The sequence below is a fragment of the Proteus hauseri ATCC 700826 genome (genome assembly GCF_001654965.1).
GTDB classification, from domain to species: domain Bacteria; phylum Pseudomonadota; class Gammaproteobacteria; order Enterobacterales; family Enterobacteriaceae; genus Proteus; species Proteus hauseri.
Window position 1 is genome coordinate 124,002 of the sequence record NZ_LXEV01000023.1, and the last position, 25,680, is coordinate 149,681.

Consider the following 25,680-nt stretch of genomic DNA (forward strand, 5'->3'; position numbering starts at 1 on the left):
CCTTATTTACGTGTGGTTAACACTGCAAGCCTTGTTCTATGCGTAGTATATTTTCATAAAACCGTTATAGATTTCTCCTTTTATTGAAATTGGCAAAGCCAAGGATCTGTATATTTAATGAATATATTGGAAAGGGTTCAGTCTAATCTGGACATCTTGAGCAAATCAGAAAAAAAAGTCGCCGAAGTTGTGCTAACGACGCCACAAACTGTGATCCATTCAAGTATTGCTCTAATGGCTAAAACTGCTGATGTCAGTGAACCTACGGTTAATCGCTTTTGCCGTCGTATGGCAACAAAAGGATTTCCTGATTTTAAACTACTTTTGGCTCAGAGCATTGCCAACGGCACACCTTATGTAAACCGTAATATTGATGATTCAGATACAGTTTCTTCTTATACAAATAAGATATTTGAATCAGCAATGGCGGGGTTAGAAAATGTAAAAAACAATATTGATATCGCTGCAATAAACCGAGCGGTCGATATTTTAACTCAGGCTAAAAAAATCTCTTTCTTTGGTTTGGGTGCATCTGCGGCAGTAGCACATGATGCAATGAATAAATTTTCTCGCTTTAATATTCCTGTGACCTACTTCGACGATATTATTATGCAACGTATGAGTTGTATAAATAGTAGTGATGGCGATGTAGTTGTTGTGATATCACACACAGGAAGAACTAAAAATTTAGTTGAGGTGGCAAAAATTGCGCGTGAAAACGATGCCGCGGTTATTGCAATTACAACATCGGGGTCTCTTTTAGCGAACGAAGCCACTTTACCTATCTTGCTTGATGTGCCTGAAGATACTGATATCTACATGCCAATGATTTCTCGCCTTGCACAGCTTACTGTTATCGATGTTCTGGCAACGGGTTTTATTTTACGTCGAGGACCAAAATTCAGAGATAACTTGAAGCGCGTCAAAGAAGCATTACGTGATTCGCGATTTGATAAGTAACCGTTTTTAATGGTTCTGTTAGAATTGTCACACTTCCTATCGTGCGTCTGACTAGATAAGTTTTTGAAAAATGGTAGCATATCTGCGAGCTAACTCTCGCATATGATGAAAACAGCCAAGTATGTTACAATTAGCTTGAAGCGTTTCACTTAACATATTGGATAAAATAATATTTATTTCTATTTTATCTGATAGCCAACACCTTTCGTTCAAGGTCAACGGAGTATTACATGTCCAGACGGCTCAGAAGAACAAAAATTGTTACCACCTTAGGCCCAGCAACAGATCGTGATAATAACCTAGAAAAAATCATTACTGCTGGTGCAAACGTTGTTCGATTAAATTTCTCTCATGGTTCTGCAGAAGATCACCTCGCTCGAGCGAATCGTACTCGCGAAATTGCTGCAAGACTTGGTCGCCATGTTGCTATTCTTGGGGATTTACAAGGTCCTAAAATCCGTGTTTCTACATTTAAAGACGGAAAAGTTTTCCTGAATGTTGGTGATAAATTCCTATTAGATGCCAATTTAGAAAAAGGCGAAGGGGATCAAACTAAAGTCGGCATTGATTATAAAGGTTTGCCTGCTGATGTAGTTCCGGGCGATATTTTGCTGCTTGATGATGGCCGTGTTCAACTAAAAGTACTTAAAGTAGATGGGTTAAAAGTATTTACAGAAGTGACTGTCGGTGGCCCTTTATCGAATAATAAAGGAATTAATAAACTCGGTGGCGGCCTTTCTGCTGACGCATTAACTGAAAAAGATAAACAAGATATTATTACTGCTGCCAAAATTGGCGTTGATTATCTTGCAGTTTCTTTTCCAAGAACGGGTGAAGATCTTAATCTTGCTCGCCGCTTAGCCCGTGATGCGGGTTGTGAGTGCCAAATTGTTTCTAAAGTTGAACGAGCTGAAGCCGTTGCCAACGATGAAATTATTGATGAAATCATCCTTGCATCTGATGTTGTTATGGTTGCTCGTGGTGATCTTGGTGTTGAAATTGGTGACCCAGAACTCGTGGGTGTTCAGAAAAAATTAATTCGTCGCGCTCGTCAGCTTAATCGTGTTGTGATAACAGCAACACAAATGATGGAGTCGATGATTACCAACCCAATGCCGACACGTGCAGAAGTAATGGATGTAGCGAATGCTGTATTAGATGGTACCGATGCTGTGATGTTGTCGGCAGAAACAGCAGCAGGACAATATCCAGCAGAGACAGTTGCTGCCATGGCTCAGGTCTGTTTAGGCGCCGAAAAAATGCCAGCCGCAAATGTATCTAAGCATCGTTTAGATATGGTGTTTGATACCGCTGAAGAAGCTATTGCGATGTCAACAATGTACGCTGCTAATCATATGAAAGGTGTTAATGCGATTATCGCAATGACAGAATCCGGTCGTACAGCACGTATGATGTCACGCATTAGTACGGGCCTACCGATTTTCTCCATGTCTCGTCATGAGAAAACCCTTAACCAAACTGCGCTTTACCGTGGTGTTACACCGGTTTATTGCAGCACTCATACTGATGGTATTGCCGCTGCTAACGAAGCCATTGCTCGTTTACGTGATAAAGGTTTCTTAGTTTCTGGTGATTTAGTGTTAGTTACTCAAGGTGACCAAATGGGTACTATAGGTAGCACAAATACCTGTCGTATTCTTGAAGTTGAATAAATTTCGCGATAGATCTGATTAAATAAAATGGGCCTCCAATTGGAAGCCCATTTTTTATTACCTAATAAAAATCTCAATGTCGATTTTAATCTTTAAAATCGTGACGCGAATAAGGCTCTATTTCGCCTTCTTTACGTGTTTTCAATAATTTTAAGATCCACGTATATTGTTCTGGCGTCGGTGAAACTAATGCTTCTAGTTCTTCATTCATTCGACGGGCTATATACAAATCATCTTGCCCATCAATATCATCCATTGGTTCACGAATGATTATTTTTAATTGATGTGTTTTATGACAATAGACCGGAAACAGCGGCACAATAGCCGCGCGACACACTTTCATTAAGCGCCCAATGGCAGGCAAAGTCGCTTTATAAGTACCAAAAAAGTCAACAAATTGACTATGTTCAGCACCGTGATCTTGATCGGGTAAATAATATCCCCAAAAACCTTGGCGAACAGTTGAAATAAACGGTTTAATTCCTGCTTCGCGAGAATGTAGTCGTCCATCAAAATGGTGGCGCGCTTTGTTCCATAAATAGTCAGCGACAGGATCTTTTTGGTGATGAAACATTGCAGCCATTTTTTGCCCATTAGCAGCTAATAACATCGCCGGAATATCCACAGCCCAGCCATGAGGCACCATAAAAATCACATTGCGCCCTTCTTGTTTTAAGCGCTCAATGACGCCTATCCCTTCCCAAGATGTGCGTTGCAATATTCGCTCAGGTCCTCTTAAACATAGCTCAGCAAGCATAACAAATGATTGTGGTGCGGTTTCAAACATCTTATCTAACACAACTTCACGTTGTGTTTTATCCCACAGAGGAAAACAGTATCTCAAATTGATATCTGCACGACGTCTTGCGCTTTTCGCTTTACGCCCAACAAAACGACCAATAGAGGCAAGAAATGGATCGCGCCATTTTACTGGCATATATGCCAATGCACTTAATACTCCCGCACCAAACCATGTTCCCCAATGGCGAAGATGCAAATAAGCACGGTGAAAAGTAGGCACATAACCTGCTTTACTATCGGTATCTTTTTCTTTATTCATCAGATAACTCTCTGAACTGACACCCCTAATAGGCGTAAAAATCGATAAAACAAAAACGGATGATATCAATCATCCGCTTTTATGTCTTTAAATTAGTGTTTACAGTCAATTATCTAGCGTTAACTGAGGCATTATCTCTTTTACTTTAGCCAGATATTCTTGTTTTTCTTTGCCCGTTAAACCATCGGCGCGTGGTAATTTAGCCGTTAATGGGTTTACTGCTTGTTGGTTTATCCACAACTCATAGTGCAAATGAGGCCCTGTAGAACGTCCTGTATTACCCGATAATGCAATGCGGTCACCGCGTTTAACACGTTGGCCTGGTTTAACCAGCAATTGACGTAAGTGCATATAGCGCGTGGTGTATTGGCTACCATGACGAATAGCGATAAAGTTACCCGCTGCGCCACTGTATTTCGCGACAATAACTTCACCATCACCCGTAGCAAGAACAGGTGTCCCTACTGGCATAGCAAAATCAACACCTTTATGTGGTGCAACACGGCCTGTAACAGGGTTAACACGGCGTGGATTAAACTGTGAGGAAACTCTAAATTGCTTAATCGTTGGGAATCGCATAAAACCGCGTTCTAACCCACCCGCTTGACTATCATAAAAACGTCCGTCTTCCGCTAAAAATGCATAGTAATCTTTACCCGCACTACGTAAACGCACGCCAATTAGTTCACTTTGTTCAGTACGGCCATCTAACACTTCACGAGAAAATAGAGCTGAGAATTGATCACCACTTTGCAGCTTTCTAAAATCTAACTGCCATTGCAGTGCTTTAGTAACAGCCCGTGCTTCTGAATTGGTCAATCCTGCATTTGTGGCACTGGTAGAGAAACTACCTCGGATAACACCTGATGTTACGCTGTTTTTCCACTCACCTTTTTGGAATTCTTTTGTTTCTTGGAATCCCGTTTCTGTACGGGTATAAACGCGTGTTTCACGACGAGACACACCCCAACTTAATTCTTGTAACAAACCATCATCATCAAGTTTCCAGCTAATAGGTTGCCCTATTTTCAGATTTCTTAAATCTTTGTTTTGGTTTGATATTGTCGCAATATCAGCAGAATCAATACCAAACTGGGTCAGAATGGTACTTAGAGAATCGCCGCTAGAAACAATATAGGTGTGAGGAACTTGCGCTACGGCAGTGCTGGTATCTGTGCCATCTTCTGCACCTACAAGTCCTTCATCAGTAAGTTGATCACTACTGTCTGTAATAATGTCATCAGTATTTTCATTTTGCACCACTAAAGGTGCTTGAATACTGATAGGAACTTCTCTGCTTTGTTCCGTTTGAAGCACTATTGGCCGCCATATCGCAACGGCCAATGTTGCTGCAGTTAACGAGCCAAGCATTATTTTATGGGGTAGTGGTAAATTTAAATATACCTGTGCAATGGATTTCGTCTTCTGCTGCACCTTCTCAATTCCTTATTTTGTCTCATTTAGGCAGCTCGCATATTGGTTAGCTAGTTGGGTAAGGAATGTTGTGTAACTCTCTTGATTTAGAGTAATTCCACTTCCAAGGGGATCTAATACACCCTTTTTAACCCCAGTGCCTTTTGCCACTGTTTCTATCACTGTCGGCCTAAATTGTGGCTCAGCAAAAATACATGATGCTTTTTGCTCAACCAATTGTGTTCGTATTTGATGTAATTTCTGAGCACCCGGCTGTATTTCAGGATTAATCGTAAAATGACCTAACGGCTTTAAATTATAATGTTTTTCGAAATAGCCATAAGCATCATGAAAGACAAAATAACCCTCATTTCTCACGGGCGACAGAATATTAGCAATATTTTTATCAGTTTGCTTGAGTTGTTCGCTGAATTTACCAAGGTTTACGTCCAGAAGTTCTTTCTTGTCTGGATACAACGTAATTAACCGTTGATGGATCTGTTTTGCAGACGACAACGCAATTTCTGGTGATAACCATATGTGCATATTATAACCACCATGAGAATGATGTTCGTGATTTTCCTCATGTTTATGCACATTGTCATCATCATCTTTCAATAAAAGTGACTTTATTTCGTTAGTTTCTGCTAAAGCAAGCTTATGATTGTCACTAAGTCTATTTAATGGTCTATCTAAAAACACTTCCATATCAGGACCAACCCATACCATTAGGTCTGCGGAAGTGATTTTTTTTAAATCCGACGGTTTTAGTGCGTAATCATGTGGAGATGCACCATCTGGCAATAATACTTGCGTTGGTGTTACTCCATCAGCAATCGCGGCTGCAATAAATCCGATAGGTCTAATCGAAGCTACCACATCAGCCTGAACTGAAGCACTGAATGTTGTTATGATCGCTGTCGCTAGAAATGATTTCAATAAAAAACGATGCGCAAATTTGTTGTTTTTATGTAACATAGAGAGAAATCCCGTGAATCATCATTGGAAATGTTATATTATAACGTTTCAATGATTCTGCAAGTGCTAATTTTATGTCTGACTTGATTCGTTTAAAATCGGTTTGTGTTTCTTTTGGTGAAAGAGAAATATTAAAAGATATCTCTTTTGATTTAAAAGAAGGCCGTATTCTCACCTTGCTCGGCCCTAATGGTGCCGGAAAATCAACCGTTATTCGTTTAGTGTTAGGATTACTAAATCCCTCTTCTGGCGAAATTATACGCCAGCGCACATTACGTATTGGCTATGTACCACAAAAACTTTATCTCGACCCGACAATGCCATTAACGGTAAAACGTTTTATGACCTTAAAACCAGGTGTTCACGATAAAGATATTCTACCTGCATTAGAACGGGTTAACGCAGCAAAACTGATTAATCAACCAATGCAAAAATTATCAGGGGGCGAATCTCAGCGAGTATTACTTGCAAGAGCACTTCTTAATCAGCCACAGCTGTTAGTGTTAGATGAACCTACTCAAGGCGTTGATGTTAATGGGCAACTTGCCCTGTATGATTTAATTAATCAGCTTCGCAATGAACTTGGCTGTGCAATCTTAATGGTGTCTCATGATTTGCATTTAGTCATGGCAAAAACAGACGAAGTACTTTGCCTCAATGGGCATATTTGCTGCTCTGGCGCTCCTGATGTTGTTTCATCACACCCTGAATTTATTGCCATGTTTGGCAGCCGAGGTGCTGAGCAATTAGGTATTTATCGTCACCATCATCAACACAATAAGGAGTGCCGTCATGATTGAGTTGCTATTACCGGGCTGGATTGCCGGTATGCTCTTAGCAATGGCAGCAGGTCCTTTGGGGTCTTTTGTTGTTTGGCGTCGAATGTCTTACTTTGGCGATACACTAGCACATGCTTCTTTATTAGGTGTGGCTTTTGGCTTGTTATTTAATATTGAGCCATTTTATGCCGTGATTATCGTTACCCTTCTCTTAGCTATTTTATTGGTTTGGTTAGAATTAAAACCGCAGCTTTCTGTTGATACCTTATTAGGCATTATGGCTCATAGTGCGCTTTCTTTAGGGCTTGTTGTCGTAAGTTTAATGTCAAATGTGCGTGTAGATTTAATGGCGTATCTATTTGGTGATCTGTTATCAGTAAACTATCAAGACGTTATTAGTATTTTTATTGGTGTAGTCATTGTATTGTTTGTGATTATTCGCTCATGGCGCCCTTTGCTTTCGATGACAATTAATCAAGATATGGCTTATGTTGATGGCGTTAATATTCAACGTGAACGTTTAAAACTGATGATGATCACCGCATTAACTATCGGATTAGCAATGAAATTTGTGGGTGCTTTAATTATCACTTCATTGCTTATTATTCCCGCTGCAACAGCGCGTCGTTTTGCTCGCTCACCAGAACAAATGGCGATTATCGCTGTGGGTGTTGGAATGCTAGCGATTACCGGTGGTTTAACCTTCTCGGCTTTCTACGATACACCAGCAGGCCCATCAGTTGTATTAGCGGCAAGTAGCTTATTTATTTTAAGTTTATTTGCACCTTCAAAACAGTAATACGAGTTAATACTCAATAAAATAAACCCCAATAGCAAATCACTTGTTATTGGGGTTTATTTTTAGCGTTCTTCTTATTAATGCTTTTATTAATACAAAATCAGTCGCGATTATTTATTTAGCAATTCCAATTCATCAATAGGCGCATAAATTAAAATATGCACATCAATTAAAGGCTCCATGGTACTTTTTATTTTTTCATAAACGACAGGCCACGCTAAGCCCCCCAAACCAGCGCCTAAAGGCGGGATGGCAATAGATTTAATATTGTGCTGTTTTATTTCATCAACAAGTGCGATTAATCCTGTTTCGATATCTTCAATACGACTTGCTTCTCTCCAGTGTCGTTTTGTCGGAAAATTCACAATAAAACGAGGATGTGTAGCTTGTCCTATTTCATAAATAAACATATTACCAGGTTGTAATTCTTTATTTTTACATGCTAATGCATAGGCCTTAAAATTGTCAGGCCATTTCTTTTTAAATTGTAAGGCGATACCTCGCCCCATCACACCAACACAATTAACGGCATTAACAATAGCTTCTGTATTGGCTTTTAAAAGGTCACCGCGCGTAAGCTCTATCATTTAAATCACCTCTTTAATAAGACCAACACATACTGAAATAAATATTAAGGTTCTTCCATAATGCGATTAAAGTGGCGATAAGCATGATTAGTTGCAACACGCCCTCTTGGCGTGCGCTGTATAAAACCTTGTTGTATTAAATAAGGCTCTAATACATCTTCAATAGTTTCGCGCTCTTCACCTATTGCCGCTGCAAGGTTATCAAGCCCAACAGGGCCACCCATAAATTTATCAATTATCGCAAATAACAGCTTACGGTCTAAATAATCAAAACCTGCGGCATCAACATTCAGCATATCAAGTGCTTTAGATGCAGTTTCTTCATCAATTTCACCATTGCCTTTAACTTGGGCAAAGTCTCTTACTCGGCGTAATAATCTATTGGTAATACGAGGTGTGCCTCGTGAACGCATCGCTATTTGCCGAGCGCCTTCGCGAGTCATTTCAAGCCCCATAAAATGGGCACTACGAGAGACAATATGCTGCAGGTCATCAACATTATAAAATTCAAGACGTTGCACAATACCAAAACGATCACGCAATGGCGAAGTTAAAGAGCCTGCACGCGTTGTGGCACCAACTAAGGTAAAAGGAGGTAAATCAATTTTAATAGAACGAGCCGCTGGCCCTTCGCCAATCATAATATCGAGTTGATAGTCTTCCATTGCAGGATAAAGAATTTCTTCAACTACTGGCGATAAACGATGAATTTCGTCAATAAACAACACATCATGAGGCTCAAGGTTGGTTAGCATTGCAGCTAAATCACCCGCTTTTTCTAATACGGGCCCAGATGTAGTGCGTAAATTAACGCCCATTTCATTGGCAATAATATTTGCTAATGTGGTTTTTCCTAAACCAGGAGGGCCAAAGATAAGCAGATGATCAAGAGCATCATTACGCAATTTAGCTGCCTGAATAAAAATCTCCATTTGTTCACGAACTTGTGGCTGCCCCACATATTCGGCAAGAGACTTAGGGCGGATCGCCCTATCAATTATTTCTTCTTCAGGTTGTTGAATATCTGCTGAAATCAGGCGATCTGCTTCAATCACAATGTGTTACTCCTAAATAGCCGCGCGTAATGCTTCTTTAATCAGGGTTTCGCTATCAGCTCCCGGAGTTGCGACTCGACTAATCATTTTAGCTGCTTCTTGTGGTTTATAACCTAATGCTATCAGTGCAGCTGATGCTTCTGATTCAATATCAGCTGCCGTTGGTGCTTTAGGCGAACGACTCGCTGGTAATTCAATATCACTTGTTTGGTCAAATAAATCGCCATTAAGTCCTTTAAAGCGGTCTTTCATTTCAACCACTAAACGTTCCGCTGTTTTTTTACCAACACCAGGTAATTTTACCAGTGAAGAGATAGATTCATTTTCAATTGCAGTGACAAATTGGCGAGCAGACATGCCAGATAAAATCGCCAAGGCGAGTTTAGGACCAACGCCATTAACTTTGATTAATTCACGAAATAATGCACGTTCTTGTTTTTGATTAAACCCATAAAGGAGTTGAGCATCTTCGCGCACAATAAATTGTGTATAAATAATGGCTTCCTGATCGATATCAGGTAATTCATAAAAACAGGTCATCGGCATATTAATTTCATAACCAACCCCATTACCCGCTTCTATCAGCACGACGGGTGGCTGTTTTTCAAGAACAATTCCTCTGATACGACCTATCACGCTAACACCTCCGCAAAATTAATCACGCCAAGTTTATAACATAAAAAAAGCTGGACGTATATCCAGCCTGTGTAAAACCAAAAACATTTATCTCAGCTATTGCTTATCTTAAGCGTCCGCGAGTTAAGACTAATCGAGGATCACCAACACGCAGTAAGTTTTGGTTAAAATGGCAGTGTGTAATAGCTATTGCTAACGCATCAGCGGCATCAGCTTGAGGTGCAGCAGATAATTTTAATATTGATCGCACCATATGTTGCACTTGGCTTTTATCCGCAGCCCCTGTTCCTACCACACTTTGTTTCACTTGCCGCGCCGCATATTCAAATACAGGTAAATCATTATTAACAGCGGCTAATATTGCGACACCTCGCGCTTGCCCTAACTTCAGCGCAGAATCTGCATTCTTCGCCATAAAAACTTGCTCGACAGCAAATACATCGGGTGAAAATTGCGTAATTATTTCGCTTACACCGGCATAAATGCGTTTCAGTCGATTGGGAAGATCAGGAACCTGTGTGCGAATACACCCACTTCCTAAATAGATAAGTTGCCGTCCTTGCTGACGAATAACGCCATATCCTGTGATCCGAGAGCCAGGATCGATACCTAAAATGATAGCCATATCTATTCCTGTGGCCGATATGGACAATGGCGAGAGAAAAGAGCAAGACATGCTGCTCTGCTCTTCTCTTCGCACTTTCAACAACAGCGCAATTTACTTGCTGCTATTCGCAAAAATTATTGGTTAAATTACAGAATATCTTCCAATAATTTGGCTACTTCATCAGAAATATCACCGTTGTGATAAACTTCTTGCACATCATCACTGTCTTCTAACATGTCAATCAGACGTAATAATTTTGGTGCAGTTTCAATATCTAATTCTGCTTTTGTTGAAGGGATCATTGAAACTTCAGCTGACTCGGCAACAAAGCCCGCGGCATCCATAGCATCTTTCACTTCACCAAATGATTCTGGTGTAGTGTAAACATCAATTGCACCATCATCATAAGTTTCAACATCTTCAGCACCCGCTTCTAATGCTGCTTCCATTACTGCATCTTCATCAACGCCTGGTGCATAAGAAATAACACCTTTTTTGGTGAATAAGTAAGATACCGAACCATCTGTACCTAAATTACCCCCCGTTTTGGTAAATGCATGGCGTACATCAGAAACAGTGCGGTTACGGTTATCACTTAAGCATTCAACCATAACAGCAGTACCCGCAGGACCATAACCTTCATAGATAATAGTTTCCATATTATCGTTTTCATCATTACCCGCACCACGAGCAATGGCGCGATTTAATGTATCGCGAGTCATGTTGTTGGATAACGCTTTATCAACTGCCGCACGCAAACGTGGGTTAGTTGCTGGGTCTGCACCGCCTAAACGCGCAGCTGTTACCAACTCACGGATAATTTTAGTGAAAATTTTACCGCGTTTTGCATCTTGCGCTGCTTTACGGTGTTTAGTGTTGGCCCATTTACTATGACCTGCCATGAAAATTTCTCCAAACGTGGTCTAATAATTAAATAACAAATTCTCGTATCGCTTGCTGATTACCGGCTGACTTTGTTAAGTCGGCTGCCAGTGGCGCATCTAACCAAAGATATTGCGTGTGTTCAGTCAGTGCAATTTCCCGTTCAGAGGGAAGTGCTAACACAAACCAATGTTCCTGACCATGAGTGATCTCAGGCGCATAACGATGGCGAAAATGTGCAAAAATCTCATAAATAATCGTGCGATGGCAATCCACCAGCTCAAGATTTTCTTTTATGATATCAATTCCAACTTCTTCGCGCACTTCACGTAATGCAGTTTGTAAAGGCGTTTCATCCTCTTCCAAACTACCTGTCACTGATTGCCAGAAATCTGGATCATCTCGACGCTTCAGCATAAGCACCCGTTTAGTCTCTTTTGCATAAATCACTACTAAAACAGATACCGGGCGCTTATATTTCATGATTTACTCTTTGTCTTCGCTTTCTTTTTGAGTCACCTGAATGGCTAATTCTTTTAATGCATCATCATTAGCAAAACTTGGTGCATTAGTCATTAAGCAAGCCGCAGCGGTTGTTTTAGGGAATGCGATAACATCACGAATATTATCTGTTCCCGTAATTAACATCACTAAACGGTCTAAACCAAATGCTAAACCAGCGTGTGGTGGCGTACCAAATTTAAGCGCATCTAATAAGAAACCGAATTTTTCTTGTTGCTCATCAGGGCTAATGCCTAAGATGCTAAATACCGCTTGTTGCATCTCATTGCGGTGAATACGAACAGAACCGCCACCCACTTCATAACCGTTGATAACCATATCATAAGCATTTGCAACCGCACCAACAGGGTGTGCAGTAAGCTCAGCAGGGGTTAGATCTTTAGGCGAAGTAAACGGATGGTGCATTGCACTTAAACTGCCCGTTTCTTCATCTTCTTCAAACATAGGGAAATCGATGACCCACAGTGGTTTCCATGCTTTCAGATCAGTTAATTCAAGATCACGCCCAACTTTCAGACGTAACGCACCCATTGCATCGCTCATGGTTCCTTGACGGCCAGCACCAAAGAAAATCAGGTCACCATCAGTTGCGCCTGTTGTAGCTAAAATTGCATTAACGACATCATTTGTTAAGAATTTTGCAATTGGGCTTTGTACGCCTTCGATGCCTTTCGCGCTTTCATTAACTTTCATCCACGCAAGACCTTTAGCACCATAAATGCCAACAAATTGCGTATATTCATCGATGTTTTTACGAGTTAATGCCGCACCACCTGGCACACGCAATGCGATAACTCGAGATTTTTCGTCGTTAGCCGCTTGAGCGAAGACACTGAATTCAACATCTTTGACTAAGTCAGCGATATCTTTCAGTTCCATTGGGTTACGCAAATCAGGTTTATCAGAACCATAACGACGCATTGCTTCAGCAAAGGTCATTACTGGGAAGGTGCCTAAGTCTACGTTTAAAATATCTAACCACAATGCGTGGATCATACGTTCCATCACTTCACGCACTTGATCTGCGCTCATAAATGATGTTTCAACGTCGATTTGAGTAAATTCAGGTTGGCGGTCAGCACGTAAGTCTTCATCACGGAAGCATTTAACGATTTGATAATAACGATCAATACCAGACATCATTAGCAGCTGTTTGAAAAGCTGTGGTGATTGTGGCAGTGCGTAGAATTTACCTTTATGAACACGACTTGGTACTAAATAGTCGCGAGCCCCTTCTGGGGTTGCTTTTGTCAGCATTGGGGTTTCAACATCCAGAAAACCTTCGCCATCCATAAAGCGACGCACAAAACTGGTAATTTTTGCGCGTGTTTTCAAGCGACCTGACATTTCAGGGCGACGCAAATCTAAATAACGGTAAGTTAAACGACGTTCTTCTGTGTTTGTTTGGTTGCTATCTAACGGTAAGGCTTCAGAACGATTAAAAATAGACAGCGACTCTGCTGCTAATTCAATTTCCCCAGTGGCCATGTTTTTATTTACTTGGCTATCTGGGCGAGCACGTACTGTTCCTGTGACTTGAATACAAAATTCATTACGCAGCTCTGAAGCCTGAGAAAATGCCTCTTTCTGCTCTGGGTCAAAGAAAACTTGAACAATACCTTCGCGATCTCGCATATCGATGAAAATTAATCCACCTAAATCACGACGACGATTAACCCAACCACAAAGAGTCACTTTTTGGCCCACATGGGCGCTATTCAACTGCCCACAATAATTAGTACGCATACAATATCCTTTTACTCAGCTTGTTGTGCTTTCTGCTGCGGAAATTTTGGCAATAGTCTTTTTCGAGTAGTGTCAAAAAAAAGGCAGACATTATAACGAAAATTCTTCCCGGCGATAAGAGTATAGACCTAGTTTATATGATACATCTTTTCAAGGATTTGCTAATCCCTAAACAATTTATTAATAATAATTATTTATAGCGACAGAAGTCGCTTTGAGGTTTATCATTAAATTCGCCGTTTTTTGGTTTTGGCAATGGAGAAAAGATGGTTAGCTCGCTTTATATCGTATTGGGCGCACTATTATTGATTAAATTGTCCCTAAATGTCGTAAAACTCAGAACTCAATATCGGGTAGCTTATGGTGACGGTGGCTTTTATGAATTACAAACAGCCATCCGTGTTCATGGTAACGCGGTAGAATACATCCCCATTTCCATGGTTTTATTACTTGTTATGGAAATGAATGGCGCATTTGTATGGATGGTACACATCTGTGGCTCTATTTTAATCGCAGGCCGCATCCTACATGCCTATGGTTTAAAACATCGCGAACTTCGTTGGCGCCGCTCTGGAATGGCTGCAACTTTTTTGTCTATGCTACTGATGATCATTGCTAATATTTATTTCCTTCCTTGGATCCAAATCTTTTCCTTCTATTATTAAGTCCTCGCTGGAATAACATGATCATCCTTGATCAATACCGACATCCTTGCTGTTGTGATTAATAACGGCAAGGTATCGAAAAGGTTTATCTATTTTTTCTCATTTCTTTCTGAATAATGCAACTTTGTGAGCACCGTCGCTTCTGGTAGAATGCTCACTTCTTTTATTCCTTAAACTTATTTTAGTTATGTCTAATCAAAAATCACCACAACAAGACAGCTTATTTGCCGCACCTATTGCCAATCTTGGTGATTGGCATTTTGATGAAAAGGTCGCTGAAGTATTTCCAGATATGATAAAGCGCTCTGTACCGGGCTATTCAAATATTATTTCGATGATAGGCATGCTGGCTGGCCGCTTTGTCACACCAAATAGCCAAGTGTATGACTTAGGCTGTTCGCTAGGGGCAGCGACACTTTCTATGCGCCGAAATATTAATGCGGCAGGATGCAAAATTATCGGCGTTGATAATTCTCCCGCAATGGTAGAACGTTGTCAGCGTCATATCGATGCCTATAAAGCGGATACGCCTGTTGAAATTATTGAAGGTGATATTCTTGATATTGAAATTAAAAACGCCTCAATGGTTGTGCTTAATTTTACACTACAATTTTTAGCACCAAACCATCGCCAACAATTACTCAACCGAATTTACCAGGGTTTGAATCCCGGCGGTGTGCTAGTACTTTCTGAAAAATTCAGTTTTGAAGACACTCAAATTGGTGAATTACTCTTTAATATGCACCACGATTTCAAACGTGCTAACGGATACAGTGAATTAGAAATTAGCCAAAAACGCAGCATGTTAGAAAATGTGATGCTAACTGATCCCGTTGAAACACATAAAGCTCGCTTACATAACGCAGGGTTTCCTCATGCTGAAGTTTGGTTTCAATGTTTTAATTTTGGCTCATTATTAGCAATTAAGGACGATAAATAATGATTAACTTCAGCTCGTTTTATCAACGTATTGCTCAAGATGAGCGTTTATTTCATTGGTTAGACACATTACCAGCACAGCTATCAGAATGGCGTTCGCACGCATTACATGGACATTTTGCTTCATGGGAAAGAATGCTAGAAAACTTACCCGAAATAACACCAACTGAATGTGATTTAAAAAAGGGTGTTATCGCCACGAAAACGCCCGCACTCAGCGCAGGCGAGCAACTTGGATTAAATAATATTTTAAAATCCCTAATGCCTTGGCGTAAAGGCCCTTTTTCACTATATGGTGTGAATATAGATACAGAGTGGCGTTCAGATTGGAAATGGGATCGCGTTTTACCACACCTTTCACCGCTTGAAGGTCGTTTAGTGTTAGATGTGGGTTGCGGCAGCGGCTATCACATGTGGCGTATGTTAGGTGAAGGCGCTGATATGGTGGTTGGCATTGACCCTACTCAGCTCTTTTTATGTCAATTTGAAGCAGTAAGAAAATTATTAGGTAATGATCAACGTGCCCATCTTATTCCTGTTGGAATAGAACAGATGCCAGAGCTAAATGCGTTTGATACCGTATTTTCTATGGGTGTGCTTTATCACCGCCGTTCACCACTTGATCATCTATGGCAATTAAAACACCAATTAGTTTCTGGTGGTGAATTAGTATTAGAAAGCCTAGTAATTGATGGTGATGAATTCCAATGCTTAATTCCTGGTGAACGTTATGCACAAATGCGTAATGTCTATTTTATTCCATCAGCAAAAATGCTAAAAGTTTGGCTAGAAAAATGTGGTTTTAAAGATGTTCGTATTGTTGATGAAAATATCACATCATTGGGCGAACAACGCAAAACAGAATGGATGGTAACGGATTCATTAGAAGCATTTCTAGAGCCTAATGACCATAGTAAAACGGTTGAAGGTTATCCCGCACCAAAACGGGCAATATTAATTGCCACTAAGCCATAAGCAAAATTTAATATCATTATTTTCTAAAATCTAAAGGGATATCAATTTTTTGCATATCCCTTTTCTACATAATATAGGCTTATTATTTTAGATTTTACTTGGGTTAAAAAATCATACCGTTAATAATGATTGTAAATAAACAATGGCAAATATAAATAAGAGCAAGCAGGTTACACAAAAAAAAATAACACAACAAAAACAACAATCTTTATTGTCAAAAAATAAACAACTAAAAGAAAAACAATCATATAAGCAGCTTATTGAACTATCTTCATTTGTTGAAAGTAATTCAGCCACGCCTTTTGCATTAACGCCATTACAACGTGTAATAAAGATCTTTTTTTCATTATTCGACTATGCAACTCAATTTTTATATATCGCATTTATTATTACAGTGTGGTGGTTTCCAGAACGATTTTCGGTACAAACAATTTATAACCTTACTGTTCTTTTTTTATTTGAGTTTATCTTAGTGCACTCTGGCGTATTTATGGCGGCATTTTCTCGCACTAAATTCGTTTTTGCGTTAATTCCTGTTTATGGGATATTTGCCTTAGTTATTAACAGCATGATTATGGGAGAAGAAAATCTAATTATTTGGCTTTATGCCGTGATTGTTGCCAATCGCATTATTGGAGGGTATCAGGTAAAAACTCAAGAAGAGTTCGGAAAAAATTTACTTTATAGTGCATTGTTAGTTATTAACTTTATGTTTAGTCTATTTTCTGTGCTTATTTTTCAATTCCTGGTTCCTTATGGTGGTTTAACCCCCGAATATTTAAATGAAATCAACTATCTCTATTTGATCCCACAGCACAGTGATTATTTTAACGTTCCTCATATTGGCATGGCTTACGGTACATTGTTCTATGGTATTCCTTTTATTTGTATGGCGGTAATTCAAATAAAAATGCTTTATAAAAAATTACGTTTAAAATTGAAAAAATAATATAAATAACCAAATGAAAAGTAAGTGACAGCGCACAGAATGCTAAATATCTCTATTGTTGTTCTGCTTAACTCATGTTTATAATGCGCAGGTATTACTCTTATTTCACTTTTTATTTAATTTCCTATTTTAAAAGGCACTTCCCTACGATGAACTAAATTCTGCCAGAAAATCATTTCAAAATACTTTTGAGTATTTATTTTCTGTTACTGGCAGACAATAGTTTATATCGCGTCTCTTTGCTACAAAAGATCTCGGCTGTCTGCCACCTATTTCTCTTAGGAGGTATATTTATGACTATAGCTTGTCATTTTTCACAGCTAACTATCGAATTTAATCAAACTCTACTATTTCCACCATTAAGCCGTTCACTAACTTGTCAGCAAAACGCATTAATTGGACATAACGGAAAAGGTAAATCAGTGCTATTAAGATTATTAGCACAAAAAATAACCCCAACATCAGGACAAATAACCTGGAACATCCCCTTTATTCACGTTGATCAATTAACACGACTAACCGGTAATACTATCGCTGAAGCATTAGGAATAAATCTTCTGTACCAAGCTTTTCAACGTGTAGATGAGGGTATTGCTTCAATGCAAGATATCGAATTACTTGATGGAAAATGGCAGCTGCCTGTGGCATGGCAAAGCTTATTGCATTCAGCTCAGTTACCGATTTCAATGGATACGCCTATTGCTCATTTAAGTGGTGGAGAACAAACCCGCTTAGCGCTTTGTCGTGCTTTTTTACATAAAAATAGCTTTCTTTTATTAGATGAGCCCGATAATCATCTTGATATTGAAGGACAACAATGGCTGGTTAAGCAACTCGCGCAACATAAATCAGGTTCATTAATTATTAGTCATAACCGTCAATTTCTATCTCATATGGACGCTATATTTGAATTGACTGAGAAAGGATTGGCTGAATATGGCGGCAACTATACACTTTATGAAACACAAAAAAGCGCTGAAACAGCCTCTTTAGAGGCTGCAACAGAGCGTATTACTAGCCAAATTAAAAGTGAAAAACGTCAACAACAAGTAACCCAACAAAAAGCCACGCAAAGGCGCCAACAAGGCGAATCGATTAGAAAAAGTGGATCACAATGCTTGCTATTACTTGATATGCAAAAAAATCGTGCTGAACAACGCTTGTCTGCCGTTGCTAAGCGTCATCAGCGTGTAATGGATGATATGCAATCTCAACGCCAAACATTAGAAGAAGAAAAAGCGCATATTCATCAGCAAAAAATAACGCTAAATTACCAATGCAGTGGTCAACGCTTACATGTTTTTGTTTCAGATCTCTGTTTACCTTTTGGTTATCAAAAACCTATCTCATTTTCAGCCTATAGCGGAGAACACTGGCATATTAAAGGTAAAAATGGATGTGGCAAATCGACATTATTAAAATGTTTAATTGACGCCATATCACCATTATCGGGTGAATATCGCTTGAATAAAGATTTTTGTTATTTGGATCAACATCTTGCTTTACTTGATAAAACGATACCTGTTTCACAAGCTCTGTATAATTATCAATCTGAAATTTCTATTGAACAATGGCGGACCCGTCTTGGTATGTTAAGAATTCGAGGAGATAACTCAATGCTGCCACTTGAAAAACTTAGTGGTGGTGAGCAATTAAAAGCAACTTTACTCGCATTAACGCATAGCCCAACACCACCTGCCGTTTTACTACTAGATGAACCAGATAATCATCTGGATATAGAATCTAAGCAGTTATTAGAGAATTTATTAGCACAATATCAAGGCACATTATTATTGGTGTCACATGACAATACATTCGTTGAGCAATGTGGTATTACGCATACATTATTATTAGAAGATATTGATTAAATAATTTACGGATTAATTGTAGCTAGCAGTAACTGACATATTATTATTTTATTTAACTTAGCGATTTAAAATAAAAATAGCCGTGCCAATAATGGCACGGCTTGAACTTACAAAGATATATTCATAACATCTTTTAGTTATTCCTATCATTAGGAATAAATTAAAAATAGGATCACTACACTCTTTTTATAAAACGACGTATTTATTTAAGAAACCATTGCTGAATGAATACTCATAATATCTTTCATCGCTTCAACAGTATCTTCATCAACACAATAATGTGTAAATTCATCAACTTCACTATCTGAGCTCATCGTTACGCCAGCTTTGCGATAATTCATGGTAGAAGGTGCAACTTTACCTGCCGAGCTATGAATTTCTTTTAATCCCACCTCTAAGAATTTTTGCATATTACTTAAACGAACACCGGCACCCGCCATAATGATAGGACCTTGTGTCTTTTCATTTAAAGTACGCAAAAGTGGTAAGCCTAATTCTGCGTTTGCTTGTTGTCCTGAAGTTAAAATACGGGACACACCTAATTGCGTCAGTTGTTCCAGTGCTAATAACGGATTAATACACATATCAAAAGCACGATGAAAAGTAATTGCTAATGGTCCAGCAAGTTCCATCAATATCGCCATTTTAGGTAGATCAATATGTCCTTCTTCATTTAAGGTACCCACTACTGCTCCAGAAAATCCCATATCTCGAATAAGGCTGATATCATTTTTCATGGCAGCAAAATCAGCTTGCCCATAACAAAAATCACCACCACGTGGACGGATAATAGGATGAACAGGAATACGAACTAAATCTCTGACTTGTCTTAACATTCCGTAACTTGGTGTGACACCACCTTCAGATGGACTTGTACATAATTCAATTCTGTCAGCACCCGCTCGTTCTGCTACTAGAGCGCATTCCGCACCAAAACAACAAATCTCCAACTTTGTCATATCATCCCTCTCTATCCTTTATGAAGAAAGCAATCAGAAAATAATTATCATTTCTTAGCGATTAAGAACAATAGTTGTCGAATATCGTTATTCATTCAATTCCACCATCAGAGTTTTGTGCTGACACATACAAACTATTTTCTGAATATGTCGCTCAACACTCACTTTCTACGATTTTTTGTAACGAATAAGGATGATACTTCAACGTAACCTGTCCATTAGTCACAGCTACTGTTGGATTAGGTAGACGCTCTTTATCACCTTTCGGTTCACTAATTTTTAATTTTAATGTTTCTGGTAAAGGATTTGGTAATAAAGATCGTACCGTATTAATTAATAAATCTGGTTTTATAGAAATCACTTGTTCTATATGTTCCCAACCTTGATATAAATACGTTTTATGTGTTGGGAAAGGTAATTCCACAATAAATACTGGCTGATTTAATACTATTAATGGGATATCTAATTTAAATAAATAGATAGGACGTCCATTAATCTCATTAGCAGAAATACAGGTTCCACACTGGTTTAATCCCTCTCGCCATTGTTCTGCTAACACTAACTCATGACAACGTAACGAAATATGATCCGTAGGATAAAAACTCAAGTCAATATTGAGTGTGTTCGCCAATTGAATCATTTTTTCTTCAAATAATGGAAGTTCATTAAATAAATCTTTTAATTGTGGAATTGAAGAAAATAACGCCATTTTGAGTAACCTTAATGAAAAAGCAGAGAAAAACCCTTAAAGATAAGGCCCAGATAGTAGCATGTTCTAGCCAGAATATGTTATAAATCCAAGGCTAAATCTAATTTTCTATAAAAACCTGTCGCCGTTTTTTTGTCAGGTTTTATTTTCTCATTAATTTAAGGTAACCCGGTGAATATTCAGGCTTTTCTTTCAGAAAAAATCAGTGTGGCAATGTGCGCTGCTGGCGCTCCCGCTGATAGCGAACCACTTGTCCGTCAGTCAGCCAAAGTACAATTTGGTGACTATCAGGCGAATGGTGTCATGGGAGCAGCAAAAAAAATGGGGATCCCACCCCGACAACTCGCAGAAAAAATTCTGGAACAGCTTGATATTACAGGTGTTGCAAATAAAGTTGAGATTGCAGGCCCTGGTTTTATCAACATCTTTTTATCTCCTGATTGGATTGCGCAACAGGCAGAGAATGCATTAGCTGATGAACACCTTAATATCACCAAGGTTAAACCTGAAACTATTGTTATTGACTATTCCTCTCCTAACGTTGCTAAGCAAATGCACGTCGGTCATTTGCGTTCAACCATTATTGGGGATGCAAGTGCGCGCACATTATCTTATTTAGGTCATAATATTATCCGCGCTAATCACTTAGGTGATTGGGGAACACAATTTGGGATGCTCATTGCGTTTTTAGAGAAAAAACAAAATGAAAATGCCGCAGATATGGCATTAGCCGATCTCGAAGAGTTTTATCGCGAAGCTAAAAAATGCTATGACGAAGATGAAGTATTTGCAGAACGTGCCCGTAGCTATGTAGTAAAACTACAAAGTGGTGATGAATATTGTCGTGCTATGTGGCGCAAACTTGTTGATATCACCATGCAACAAAACCAAGAAACATATCAACGCCTTAATGTCACATTAACAGAAGATGACATTATGGGTGAAAGCCTTTATAACCCGATGTTACCGGGTATTGTTGCTGATTTAAAAGCAAAAGGCCTTGCTGTTGAGAGCGAAGGTGCAACTGTTGTTTTCCTTGATGAATTTAAAAACAAGGATGGCGAACCAATGGGTGTTATCGTTCAGAAAAAAGATGGTGGTTACCTCTACACCACAACCGATATCGCCTGTGCTAAATATCGTCACGAAGTGCTACACGCAGATCGCTCCCTTTATTATATCGACTCTCGTCAGCATCAACATTTAATGCAAGCTTGGACTATCGTGCGCAAAGCAGGTTACATCCCTGATTCTATGTCACTTGAACACCATATGTTTGGCATGATGTTAGGCAAAGATGGTCGGCCATTTAAAACTCGCTCAGGCGGTACTGTTCGCTTAACTGATTTACTTGATGAAGCTTATGAAAGAGCTCAAGTCTTAATTCGTGAAAAAAATCCTGATATGGATGACGAAGAGTTAAATAACGTAGCCCGTGTTGTTGGTATTGGTGCTGTAAAATATGCAGATTTATCAAAAAACCGTACAACAGACTACATTTTTGACTGGGATATGATGTTAAGCTTTGAAGGTAACACAGCGCCTTATATGCAATATGCGTATACTCGCGTTGCATCTATCTTTAAACGTGCTGATATAGATGAAAGCACACTGACTCAGCCAATTAATCTCATTGAACAGCACGAAAAACAACTCGCTATTCGTTTAGTTCAATTTGAAGAAACCATTATGCAAGTTGCACGTGAAGGTACACCACATGTTATGTGTGCTTACCTTTATGATTTAGCACAGGCATTCTCCGGTTTTTACGAAAACTGCCCTATTTTATCTGCCGAAGATGAAAACGTACGCCAAAGCCGTCTTAAACTCGCTCGCTTAACAGCAAGAACCTTAAAACAAGGTCTAGACACTCTGGGCATTGAAACCGTTGATAGAATGTAACATACATATTCAACCATAATTTATGCGGACAAAAAAACCGATGGCATACACCATCGGTTTTTATTTATTTGTTATATCTTATTCATATAGCGAATTAAGCTATTTAAAGCAATTTACACAATCTAATTTCCAATGCTACTCAGCGATTAATCTTCATTAGCACTAATAACGTCTTGGCACAGCAAATCTGTAATATCTTTTTGCTCGATCCAACCATCTACACTATCAATAGGCTTATCTGGGCTATATAAGCGTTGATCGACATCTTTTGCAGTAAAGCTTACTCTCTCATTAGTTTTATTAAAAACACCGACACAGTTTACTGGAGTAAGTTTTGAGGTTTTAATTTTTCCGTCAGCAGTACAGCCAGCAAGAAATAATGTTGCTAATGATACAGAAAGAATAATTGCTTTTTTCATAGTAGCTCCTTGAACATTCTTATTTTTATTGTTACTAAAAACACTTATTGGATATTTAATAGTCTCTAGAATAAAAGATAAAATACCATAAGCCTTTGTAACTATTCTTAGTATAGCGAATTAATGAAGAAGTATTTGAGTTATTGAGCTATTAATAAAAGAATAATAAATATGAAAGGAATTAGAAAAGGGAGGGAAAAACAGAAAACAAATGCGAGATAAATGAAAGCAACAATAATATTACACACTGATATTTAAGTATTTTCAATTAATTATTGATAACACCTTCAGCATTAATTTTCATTATTTACACAACTCACCGTTTACTGTTTATCCCCAGCAATCGTGTTTACCTATTTGAAGCGCAGACAAAATAGATATGATTACTTTCAGTAGTACTGAACGATAACAAGCAAATAACTTTACAGTCACGGTTAATCTACCTGATTAGAGAAATAATAATATGTCTTAAATCAAAGAATCTAAATATTTTAATATGTACTGCAAATTTTTGAAATATTCGTAATATTTCATCATTAAGTAAGAAATATTTAACAGATGTGTCAATTTATAAACGTAGACGACATAAGAGAGTTTATCTAAAAAAAGATAATTCGTCAAACCGTAAGTCCTTAGAATATAGTGTCTATTCTTTTACTTTATGTAGAATGACTCTTTCAATCAACAAATTGTCTAATGATATACACACCGATTAATATTAAATATTATTTATATATAACAACATAAAAATACTTTTTAATGCCGAAAAACTGTAGAAATTAGTTAATAATTAGAAAATAAATTTAATAAAAAAATCGTAAGAAAAAAATCATTTTGATATTTAACTGTATTTTTCTCTGTATAAGACGGTGGGAATTAGCGTGATAGATTACCAAAAGTGTGAGCTATGTATCATTATAAATTTTCTAAAAATAGAAAAAGACTCTAAAACGGAAGGGTTTCTACAAAAAGATTTTGTTAACTGAAGACTCCTCGCTTTTATGAAAAAAACGAGGAGTAAAATTTATTTGTTACAAAGCACGCAACGAAAAATGACGAGGTCTAAAACCTAAAATATACAAAGCTACAAAGTAACTCCCCGCACCCACCACCACAACCAGTAATAAACGTAGAATGCGCATCAACATACTTCCGATATCCCAGCTAGGCATTATCCAAAGCATACCAACTAATACTGCTCCCATTACTGCTAGCGCAATAGCTAGTTTTAATAAGAAAACAGGCCAACCCGCTAATGGCTGATAGATATCTTGTTTACGAATTTGCCAAAATAGCATTCCCGCATTAAAACATGCCGCAATACCTATAGATAATGCTAATCCAACATGTTTTAAGCTACCAATAAATGCCAAATTCATTAACTGAGTCAGTATTAAAGTTGCGATAGCTATTTTGACTGGTGTTTTAATGTCTTGGCGAGAATAAAAACCAGGAGCTAAGATTTTTACGATAATAAGCCCCATTAAACCAACACAATAAGCCATTAAAGCTTGTTGAGTCATTAACGCATCATGTGCGTTAAAATTACCATATTGAAATAATGATGCGGTTAAAGGGCCTGATAATACGGCTAAACCAATAGTACAAGGTAAGGCTAATAAAAAGCACAGCCTTAAGCCCCAATCCATTAGCTTTCTATATTCTTGTGTATTCCCACTTGTAAAGCTTTTTGATAGAGAGGGTAATAAAATCGTACCTAACGCCACCCCTAATACACCTGTTGGTAACTCCATCAAACGGTCTGCATAATACATCCAAGATACTGAGCCGGAGACAAGAAATGAGGCGAAAATGGTATTAATAATAAGGGAAATTTGGCTTACCGAAACCCCTAAAATAGCAGGCCCCATTAATTTCATGACTCGCCACACACCACTATTTCTAAAAGAGATACGTGGCAACACCAACATACCAATTTTTTTCAAATGCGGTAATTGATAAACCAATTGTAATACACCACCAGCAACCACTGCCCATGCTAACGCCATAATAGGAGGGTTACAGTAAGGTGCAACCACTAAGGCAAAAAAGATCATGCTGACGTTCAATAAAGTCGGTGCAAAAGCAGGAACAGAAAAACGGTTCCATGTATTTAGAATTGAACCCGTTAACGAAGCCAAAGAAATAAGCAAAATATAAGGGAATGTGACTTGTAGTAAATCTGTTGTTAGCTGAAATTTATCTGGTGAGTCTGCAAAACCAGGCGCTGTAATATAAATAACCCAAGGTGCAGCAACAATACCAATGACAGTAACAACAGCAAGGATCAATGTCAGCATACCAGAGACATAGGCAATAAAAGTACGTGTTGCCTCTTCACCTTGTTGGTTTTTATATTCAGCCAAAATAGGCACAAACGCCTGTGAGAATGCCCCTTCAGCAAAAATTCTTCGCAATAGATTAGGAAGTTTAAAAGCAACAAAGAAGGCATCTGTTGCCATCCCCGCACCAAAAATGCGTGCAATAATAGCATCACGAATAAAACCCAGCACCCGTGAAAACATCGTCATTGAACTCACTGCGGCCAGTGATTTAAGTAAATTCATAAGTCATTCTAGTTTTTGTTGTGTGAGGAAA

Annotated in this window: 24 protein-coding genes; 10 read left to right on the forward strand and 14 right to left on the reverse strand. The window is 38.5% G+C overall.

The genetic code is table 11. The annotated features are described in order from the left end of the window. The first annotated feature begins 117 nt into the window (after positions 1 to 117). Both M997_RS10280 and pyk read left to right on the forward strand, forming a co-directional pair. Complete coding sequence (locus M997_RS10280; RefSeq protein ID WP_064720025.1) at positions 118 to 960, forward strand: MurR/RpiR family transcriptional regulator; 843 nt, start codon at positions 118 to 120, stop codon at positions 958 to 960. Positions 961 to 1,190: 230 nt separating this feature from the next. After that, positions 1,191 to 2,633: a pyruvate kinase gene (pyk, locus tag M997_RS10285; RefSeq protein ID WP_064720026.1), complete on the forward strand. Its 1,443-nt coding sequence runs from the start codon at positions 1,191 to 1,193 to the stop codon at positions 2,631 to 2,633. Between the two features lie 85 nt (positions 2,634 to 2,718). On the opposite strand, the gene lpxM is transcribed toward pyk, so the two are convergent. From lpxM to znuA, 3 genes are all read right to left on the reverse strand, one after another. Further along, positions 2,719 to 3,693 carry a lauroyl-Kdo(2)-lipid IV(A) myristoyltransferase gene (gene lpxM / locus M997_RS10290; protein WP_064720027.1) on the reverse strand — a complete coding sequence of 325 codons (975 nt, stop codon included), beginning with the start codon at positions 3,691 to 3,693 and terminating at the stop codon, positions 2,719 to 2,721. Between the two features lie 105 nt (positions 3,694 to 3,798). Next, on the reverse strand, positions 3,799 to 5,127 hold the full coding sequence (mepM, locus tag M997_RS10295; protein WP_064720028.1) for a murein DD-endopeptidase MepM: 1,329 nt from the start codon (positions 5,125 to 5,127) through the stop codon (positions 3,799 to 3,801). A gap of 12 nt (positions 5,128 to 5,139) precedes the next feature. Next, a complete protein-coding gene (gene znuA, locus M997_RS10300) occupies positions 5,140 to 6,084 on the reverse strand; it encodes a zinc ABC transporter substrate-binding protein ZnuA (protein ID WP_064720029.1) in 945 nt (314 codons plus the stop codon). Positions 6,085 to 6,158: 74 nt separating this feature from the next. Between znuA and znuC the strand changes: the two genes are divergently transcribed. After that, entirely contained in the window at positions 6,159 to 6,884 is a 726-nt protein-coding gene (gene znuC / locus M997_RS10305; protein ID WP_064720030.1) for a zinc ABC transporter ATP-binding protein ZnuC, read from the forward strand. Next, positions 6,877 to 7,662: a zinc ABC transporter permease subunit ZnuB gene (znuB, locus tag M997_RS10310; RefSeq protein ID WP_064720031.1), complete on the forward strand. Its 786-nt coding sequence runs from the start codon at positions 6,877 to 6,879 to the stop codon at positions 7,660 to 7,662. Before znuC ends, znuB begins: the two co-directional genes overlap by 8 nt. Before the next feature lie 110 nt (positions 7,663 to 7,772). Here znuB and M997_RS10315 read toward each other — a convergent pair whose 3' ends face one another. The 7 genes from M997_RS10315 to aspS form a co-directional block, all read right to left on the reverse strand. Further along, entirely contained in the window at positions 7,773 to 8,249 is a 477-nt protein-coding gene (locus tag M997_RS10315) for a macro domain-containing protein (RefSeq protein ID WP_064720032.1), read from the reverse strand. 44 nt (positions 8,250 to 8,293) lie between these two features. Next, entirely contained in the window at positions 8,294 to 9,304 is a 1,011-nt protein-coding gene (gene ruvB / locus M997_RS10320; protein ID WP_064720033.1) for a Holliday junction branch migration DNA helicase RuvB, read from the reverse strand. A 12-nt stretch (positions 9,305 to 9,316) separates the two neighbouring features. Then, complete coding sequence (gene ruvA, locus M997_RS10325; protein WP_064720034.1) at positions 9,317 to 9,940, reverse strand: Holliday junction branch migration protein RuvA; 624 nt, start codon at positions 9,938 to 9,940, stop codon at positions 9,317 to 9,319. Between the two features lie 103 nt (positions 9,941 to 10,043). Continuing rightward, the gene (gene ruvC, locus M997_RS10330) at positions 10,044 to 10,565 is read right to left on the reverse strand and encodes a crossover junction endodeoxyribonuclease RuvC (RefSeq protein WP_064720035.1); all 522 of its coding nucleotides are present in this window, start codon (positions 10,563 to 10,565) and stop codon (positions 10,044 to 10,046) included. 128 nt (positions 10,566 to 10,693) lie between these two features. Beyond that, the gene (locus M997_RS10335) at positions 10,694 to 11,449 is read right to left on the reverse strand and encodes a YebC/PmpR family DNA-binding transcriptional regulator (RefSeq protein ID WP_064720036.1); all 756 of its coding nucleotides are present in this window, start codon (positions 11,447 to 11,449) and stop codon (positions 10,694 to 10,696) included. 28 nt (positions 11,450 to 11,477) lie between these two features. Next, on the reverse strand, positions 11,478 to 11,912 hold the full coding sequence (gene nudB / locus M997_RS10340) for a dihydroneopterin triphosphate diphosphatase (RefSeq protein WP_064720037.1): 435 nt from the start codon (positions 11,910 to 11,912) through the stop codon (positions 11,478 to 11,480). Between the two features lie 3 nt (positions 11,913 to 11,915). Beyond that, positions 11,916 to 13,697, reverse strand: coding sequence for an aspartate--tRNA ligase (gene aspS, locus M997_RS10345; RefSeq protein WP_064720038.1), 1,782 nt, complete (start codon positions 13,695 to 13,697; stop codon positions 11,916 to 11,918). A gap of 266 nt (positions 13,698 to 13,963) precedes the next feature. On the opposite strand from aspS, the gene M997_RS10350 reads away from it, so the two are divergent. The 5 genes from M997_RS10350 (at position 13,964) to M997_RS10370 (ending at position 19,093) form a co-directional block, all read left to right on the forward strand. Beyond that, entirely contained in the window at positions 13,964 to 14,362 is a 399-nt protein-coding gene (locus tag M997_RS10350) for an MAPEG family protein (protein ID WP_064720039.1), read from the forward strand. A 187-nt stretch (positions 14,363 to 14,549) separates the two neighbouring features. After that, positions 14,550 to 15,302, forward strand: a complete 753-nt coding sequence (gene cmoA, locus M997_RS10355) for a carboxy-S-adenosyl-L-methionine synthase CmoA (RefSeq protein WP_064720040.1) — start codon at positions 14,550 to 14,552, stop codon at positions 15,300 to 15,302. After that, complete coding sequence (gene cmoB, locus M997_RS10360; protein WP_064720041.1) at positions 15,302 to 16,276, forward strand: tRNA 5-methoxyuridine(34)/uridine 5-oxyacetic acid(34) synthase CmoB; 975 nt, start codon at positions 15,302 to 15,304, stop codon at positions 16,274 to 16,276. Before cmoA ends, cmoB begins: the two co-directional genes overlap by 1 nt. Positions 16,277 to 16,418: 142 nt before the next feature. Next, positions 16,419 to 17,225, forward strand: a complete 807-nt coding sequence (locus M997_RS10365; RefSeq protein ID WP_064720042.1) for a hypothetical protein — start codon at positions 16,419 to 16,421, stop codon at positions 17,223 to 17,225. Between the two features lie 293 nt (positions 17,226 to 17,518). Continuing rightward, entirely contained in the window at positions 17,519 to 19,093 is a 1,575-nt protein-coding gene (locus tag M997_RS10370) for an ATP-binding cassette domain-containing protein (RefSeq protein ID WP_064720043.1), read from the forward strand. 206 nt (positions 19,094 to 19,299) lie between these two features. On the opposite strand, the gene cutC is transcribed toward M997_RS10370, so the two are convergent. Next, entirely contained in the window at positions 19,300 to 20,052 is a 753-nt protein-coding gene (gene cutC / locus M997_RS10375) for a copper homeostasis protein CutC (protein WP_064720044.1), read from the reverse strand. 154 nt (positions 20,053 to 20,206) lie between these two features. After that, a complete protein-coding gene (locus M997_RS10380) occupies positions 20,207 to 20,761 on the reverse strand; it encodes a VOC family protein (protein WP_064720045.1) in 555 nt (184 codons plus the stop codon). A gap of 171 nt (positions 20,762 to 20,932) precedes the next feature. Between M997_RS10380 and argS the strand changes: the two genes are divergently transcribed. After that, entirely contained in the window at positions 20,933 to 22,663 is a 1,731-nt protein-coding gene (gene argS, locus M997_RS10385; protein WP_064720046.1) for an arginine--tRNA ligase, read from the forward strand. A gap of 146 nt (positions 22,664 to 22,809) precedes the next feature. Here argS and M997_RS10390 read toward each other — a convergent pair whose 3' ends face one another. Next, a complete protein-coding gene (locus M997_RS10390) occupies positions 22,810 to 23,082 on the reverse strand; it encodes a hypothetical protein (protein ID WP_064720047.1) in 273 nt (90 codons plus the stop codon). Between the two features lie 1,031 nt (positions 23,083 to 24,113). Beyond that, on the reverse strand, positions 24,114 to 25,649 hold the full coding sequence (gene murJ / locus M997_RS10395; RefSeq protein ID WP_064720048.1) for a murein biosynthesis integral membrane protein MurJ: 1,536 nt from the start codon (positions 25,647 to 25,649) through the stop codon (positions 24,114 to 24,116). Between the last annotated feature and the right edge of the window lie 31 nt (positions 25,650 to 25,680).

What these genes read in the sequence shown, in the direction of transcription:
- murJ (WP_064720048.1), bottom strand. Translation starts at nt 25,649, where the DNA reads ATGAATTTACTTAAATCACTGGCCGCAGTGAGTTCAATGACGATGTTT.
- lpxM (WP_064720027.1), bottom strand. Translation starts at nt 3,693, where the DNA reads ATGAATAAAGAAAAAGATACCGATAGTAAAGCAGGTTATGTGCCTACT.
- M997_RS10335 (WP_064720036.1), bottom strand. Translation starts at nt 11,449, where the DNA reads ATGGCAGGTCATAGTAAATGGGCCAACACTAAACACCGTAAAGCAGCG.
- cutC (WP_064720044.1), bottom strand. Translation starts at nt 20,052, where the DNA reads ATGACAAAGTTGGAGATTTGTTGTTTTGGTGCGGAATGCGCTCTAGTA.
- znuC (WP_064720030.1), top strand. Translation starts at nt 6,159, where the DNA reads ATGTCTGACTTGATTCGTTTAAAATCGGTTTGTGTTTCTTTTGGTGAA.
- znuB (WP_064720031.1), top strand. Translation starts at nt 6,877, where the DNA reads ATGATTGAGTTGCTATTACCGGGCTGGATTGCCGGTATGCTCTTAGCA.
- znuA (WP_064720029.1), bottom strand. Translation starts at nt 6,084, where the DNA reads ATGTTACATAAAAACAACAAATTTGCGCATCGTTTTTTATTGAAATCA.
- M997_RS10350 (WP_064720039.1), top strand. Translation starts at nt 13,964, where the DNA reads ATGGTTAGCTCGCTTTATATCGTATTGGGCGCACTATTATTGATTAAA.
- M997_RS10315 (WP_064720032.1), bottom strand. Translation starts at nt 8,249, where the DNA reads ATGATAGAGCTTACGCGCGGTGACCTTTTAAAAGCCAATACAGAAGCT.
- M997_RS10280 (WP_064720025.1), top strand. Translation starts at nt 118, where the DNA reads ATGAATATATTGGAAAGGGTTCAGTCTAATCTGGACATCTTGAGCAAA.
- cmoA (WP_064720040.1), top strand. Translation starts at nt 14,550, where the DNA reads ATGTCTAATCAAAAATCACCACAACAAGACAGCTTATTTGCCGCACCT.
- nudB (WP_064720037.1), bottom strand. Translation starts at nt 11,912, where the DNA reads ATGAAATATAAGCGCCCGGTATCTGTTTTAGTAGTGATTTATGCAAAA.
- ruvC (WP_064720035.1), bottom strand. Translation starts at nt 10,565, where the DNA reads ATGGCTATCATTTTAGGTATCGATCCTGGCTCTCGGATCACAGGATAT.
- aspS (WP_064720038.1), bottom strand. Translation starts at nt 13,697, where the DNA reads ATGCGTACTAATTATTGTGGGCAGTTGAATAGCGCCCATGTGGGCCAA.
- cmoB (WP_064720041.1), top strand. Translation starts at nt 15,302, where the DNA reads ATGATTAACTTCAGCTCGTTTTATCAACGTATTGCTCAAGATGAGCGT.
- M997_RS10370 (WP_064720043.1), top strand. Translation starts at nt 17,519, where the DNA reads ATGACTATAGCTTGTCATTTTTCACAGCTAACTATCGAATTTAATCAA.
- M997_RS10390 (WP_064720047.1), bottom strand. Translation starts at nt 23,082, where the DNA reads ATGAAAAAAGCAATTATTCTTTCTGTATCATTAGCAACATTATTTCTT.
- pyk (WP_064720026.1), top strand. Translation starts at nt 1,191, where the DNA reads ATGTCCAGACGGCTCAGAAGAACAAAAATTGTTACCACCTTAGGCCCA.
- M997_RS10365 (WP_064720042.1), top strand. Translation starts at nt 16,419, where the DNA reads ATGGCAAATATAAATAAGAGCAAGCAGGTTACACAAAAAAAAATAACA.
- M997_RS10380 (WP_064720045.1), bottom strand. Translation starts at nt 20,761, where the DNA reads ATGGCGTTATTTTCTTCAATTCCACAATTAAAAGATTTATTTAATGAA.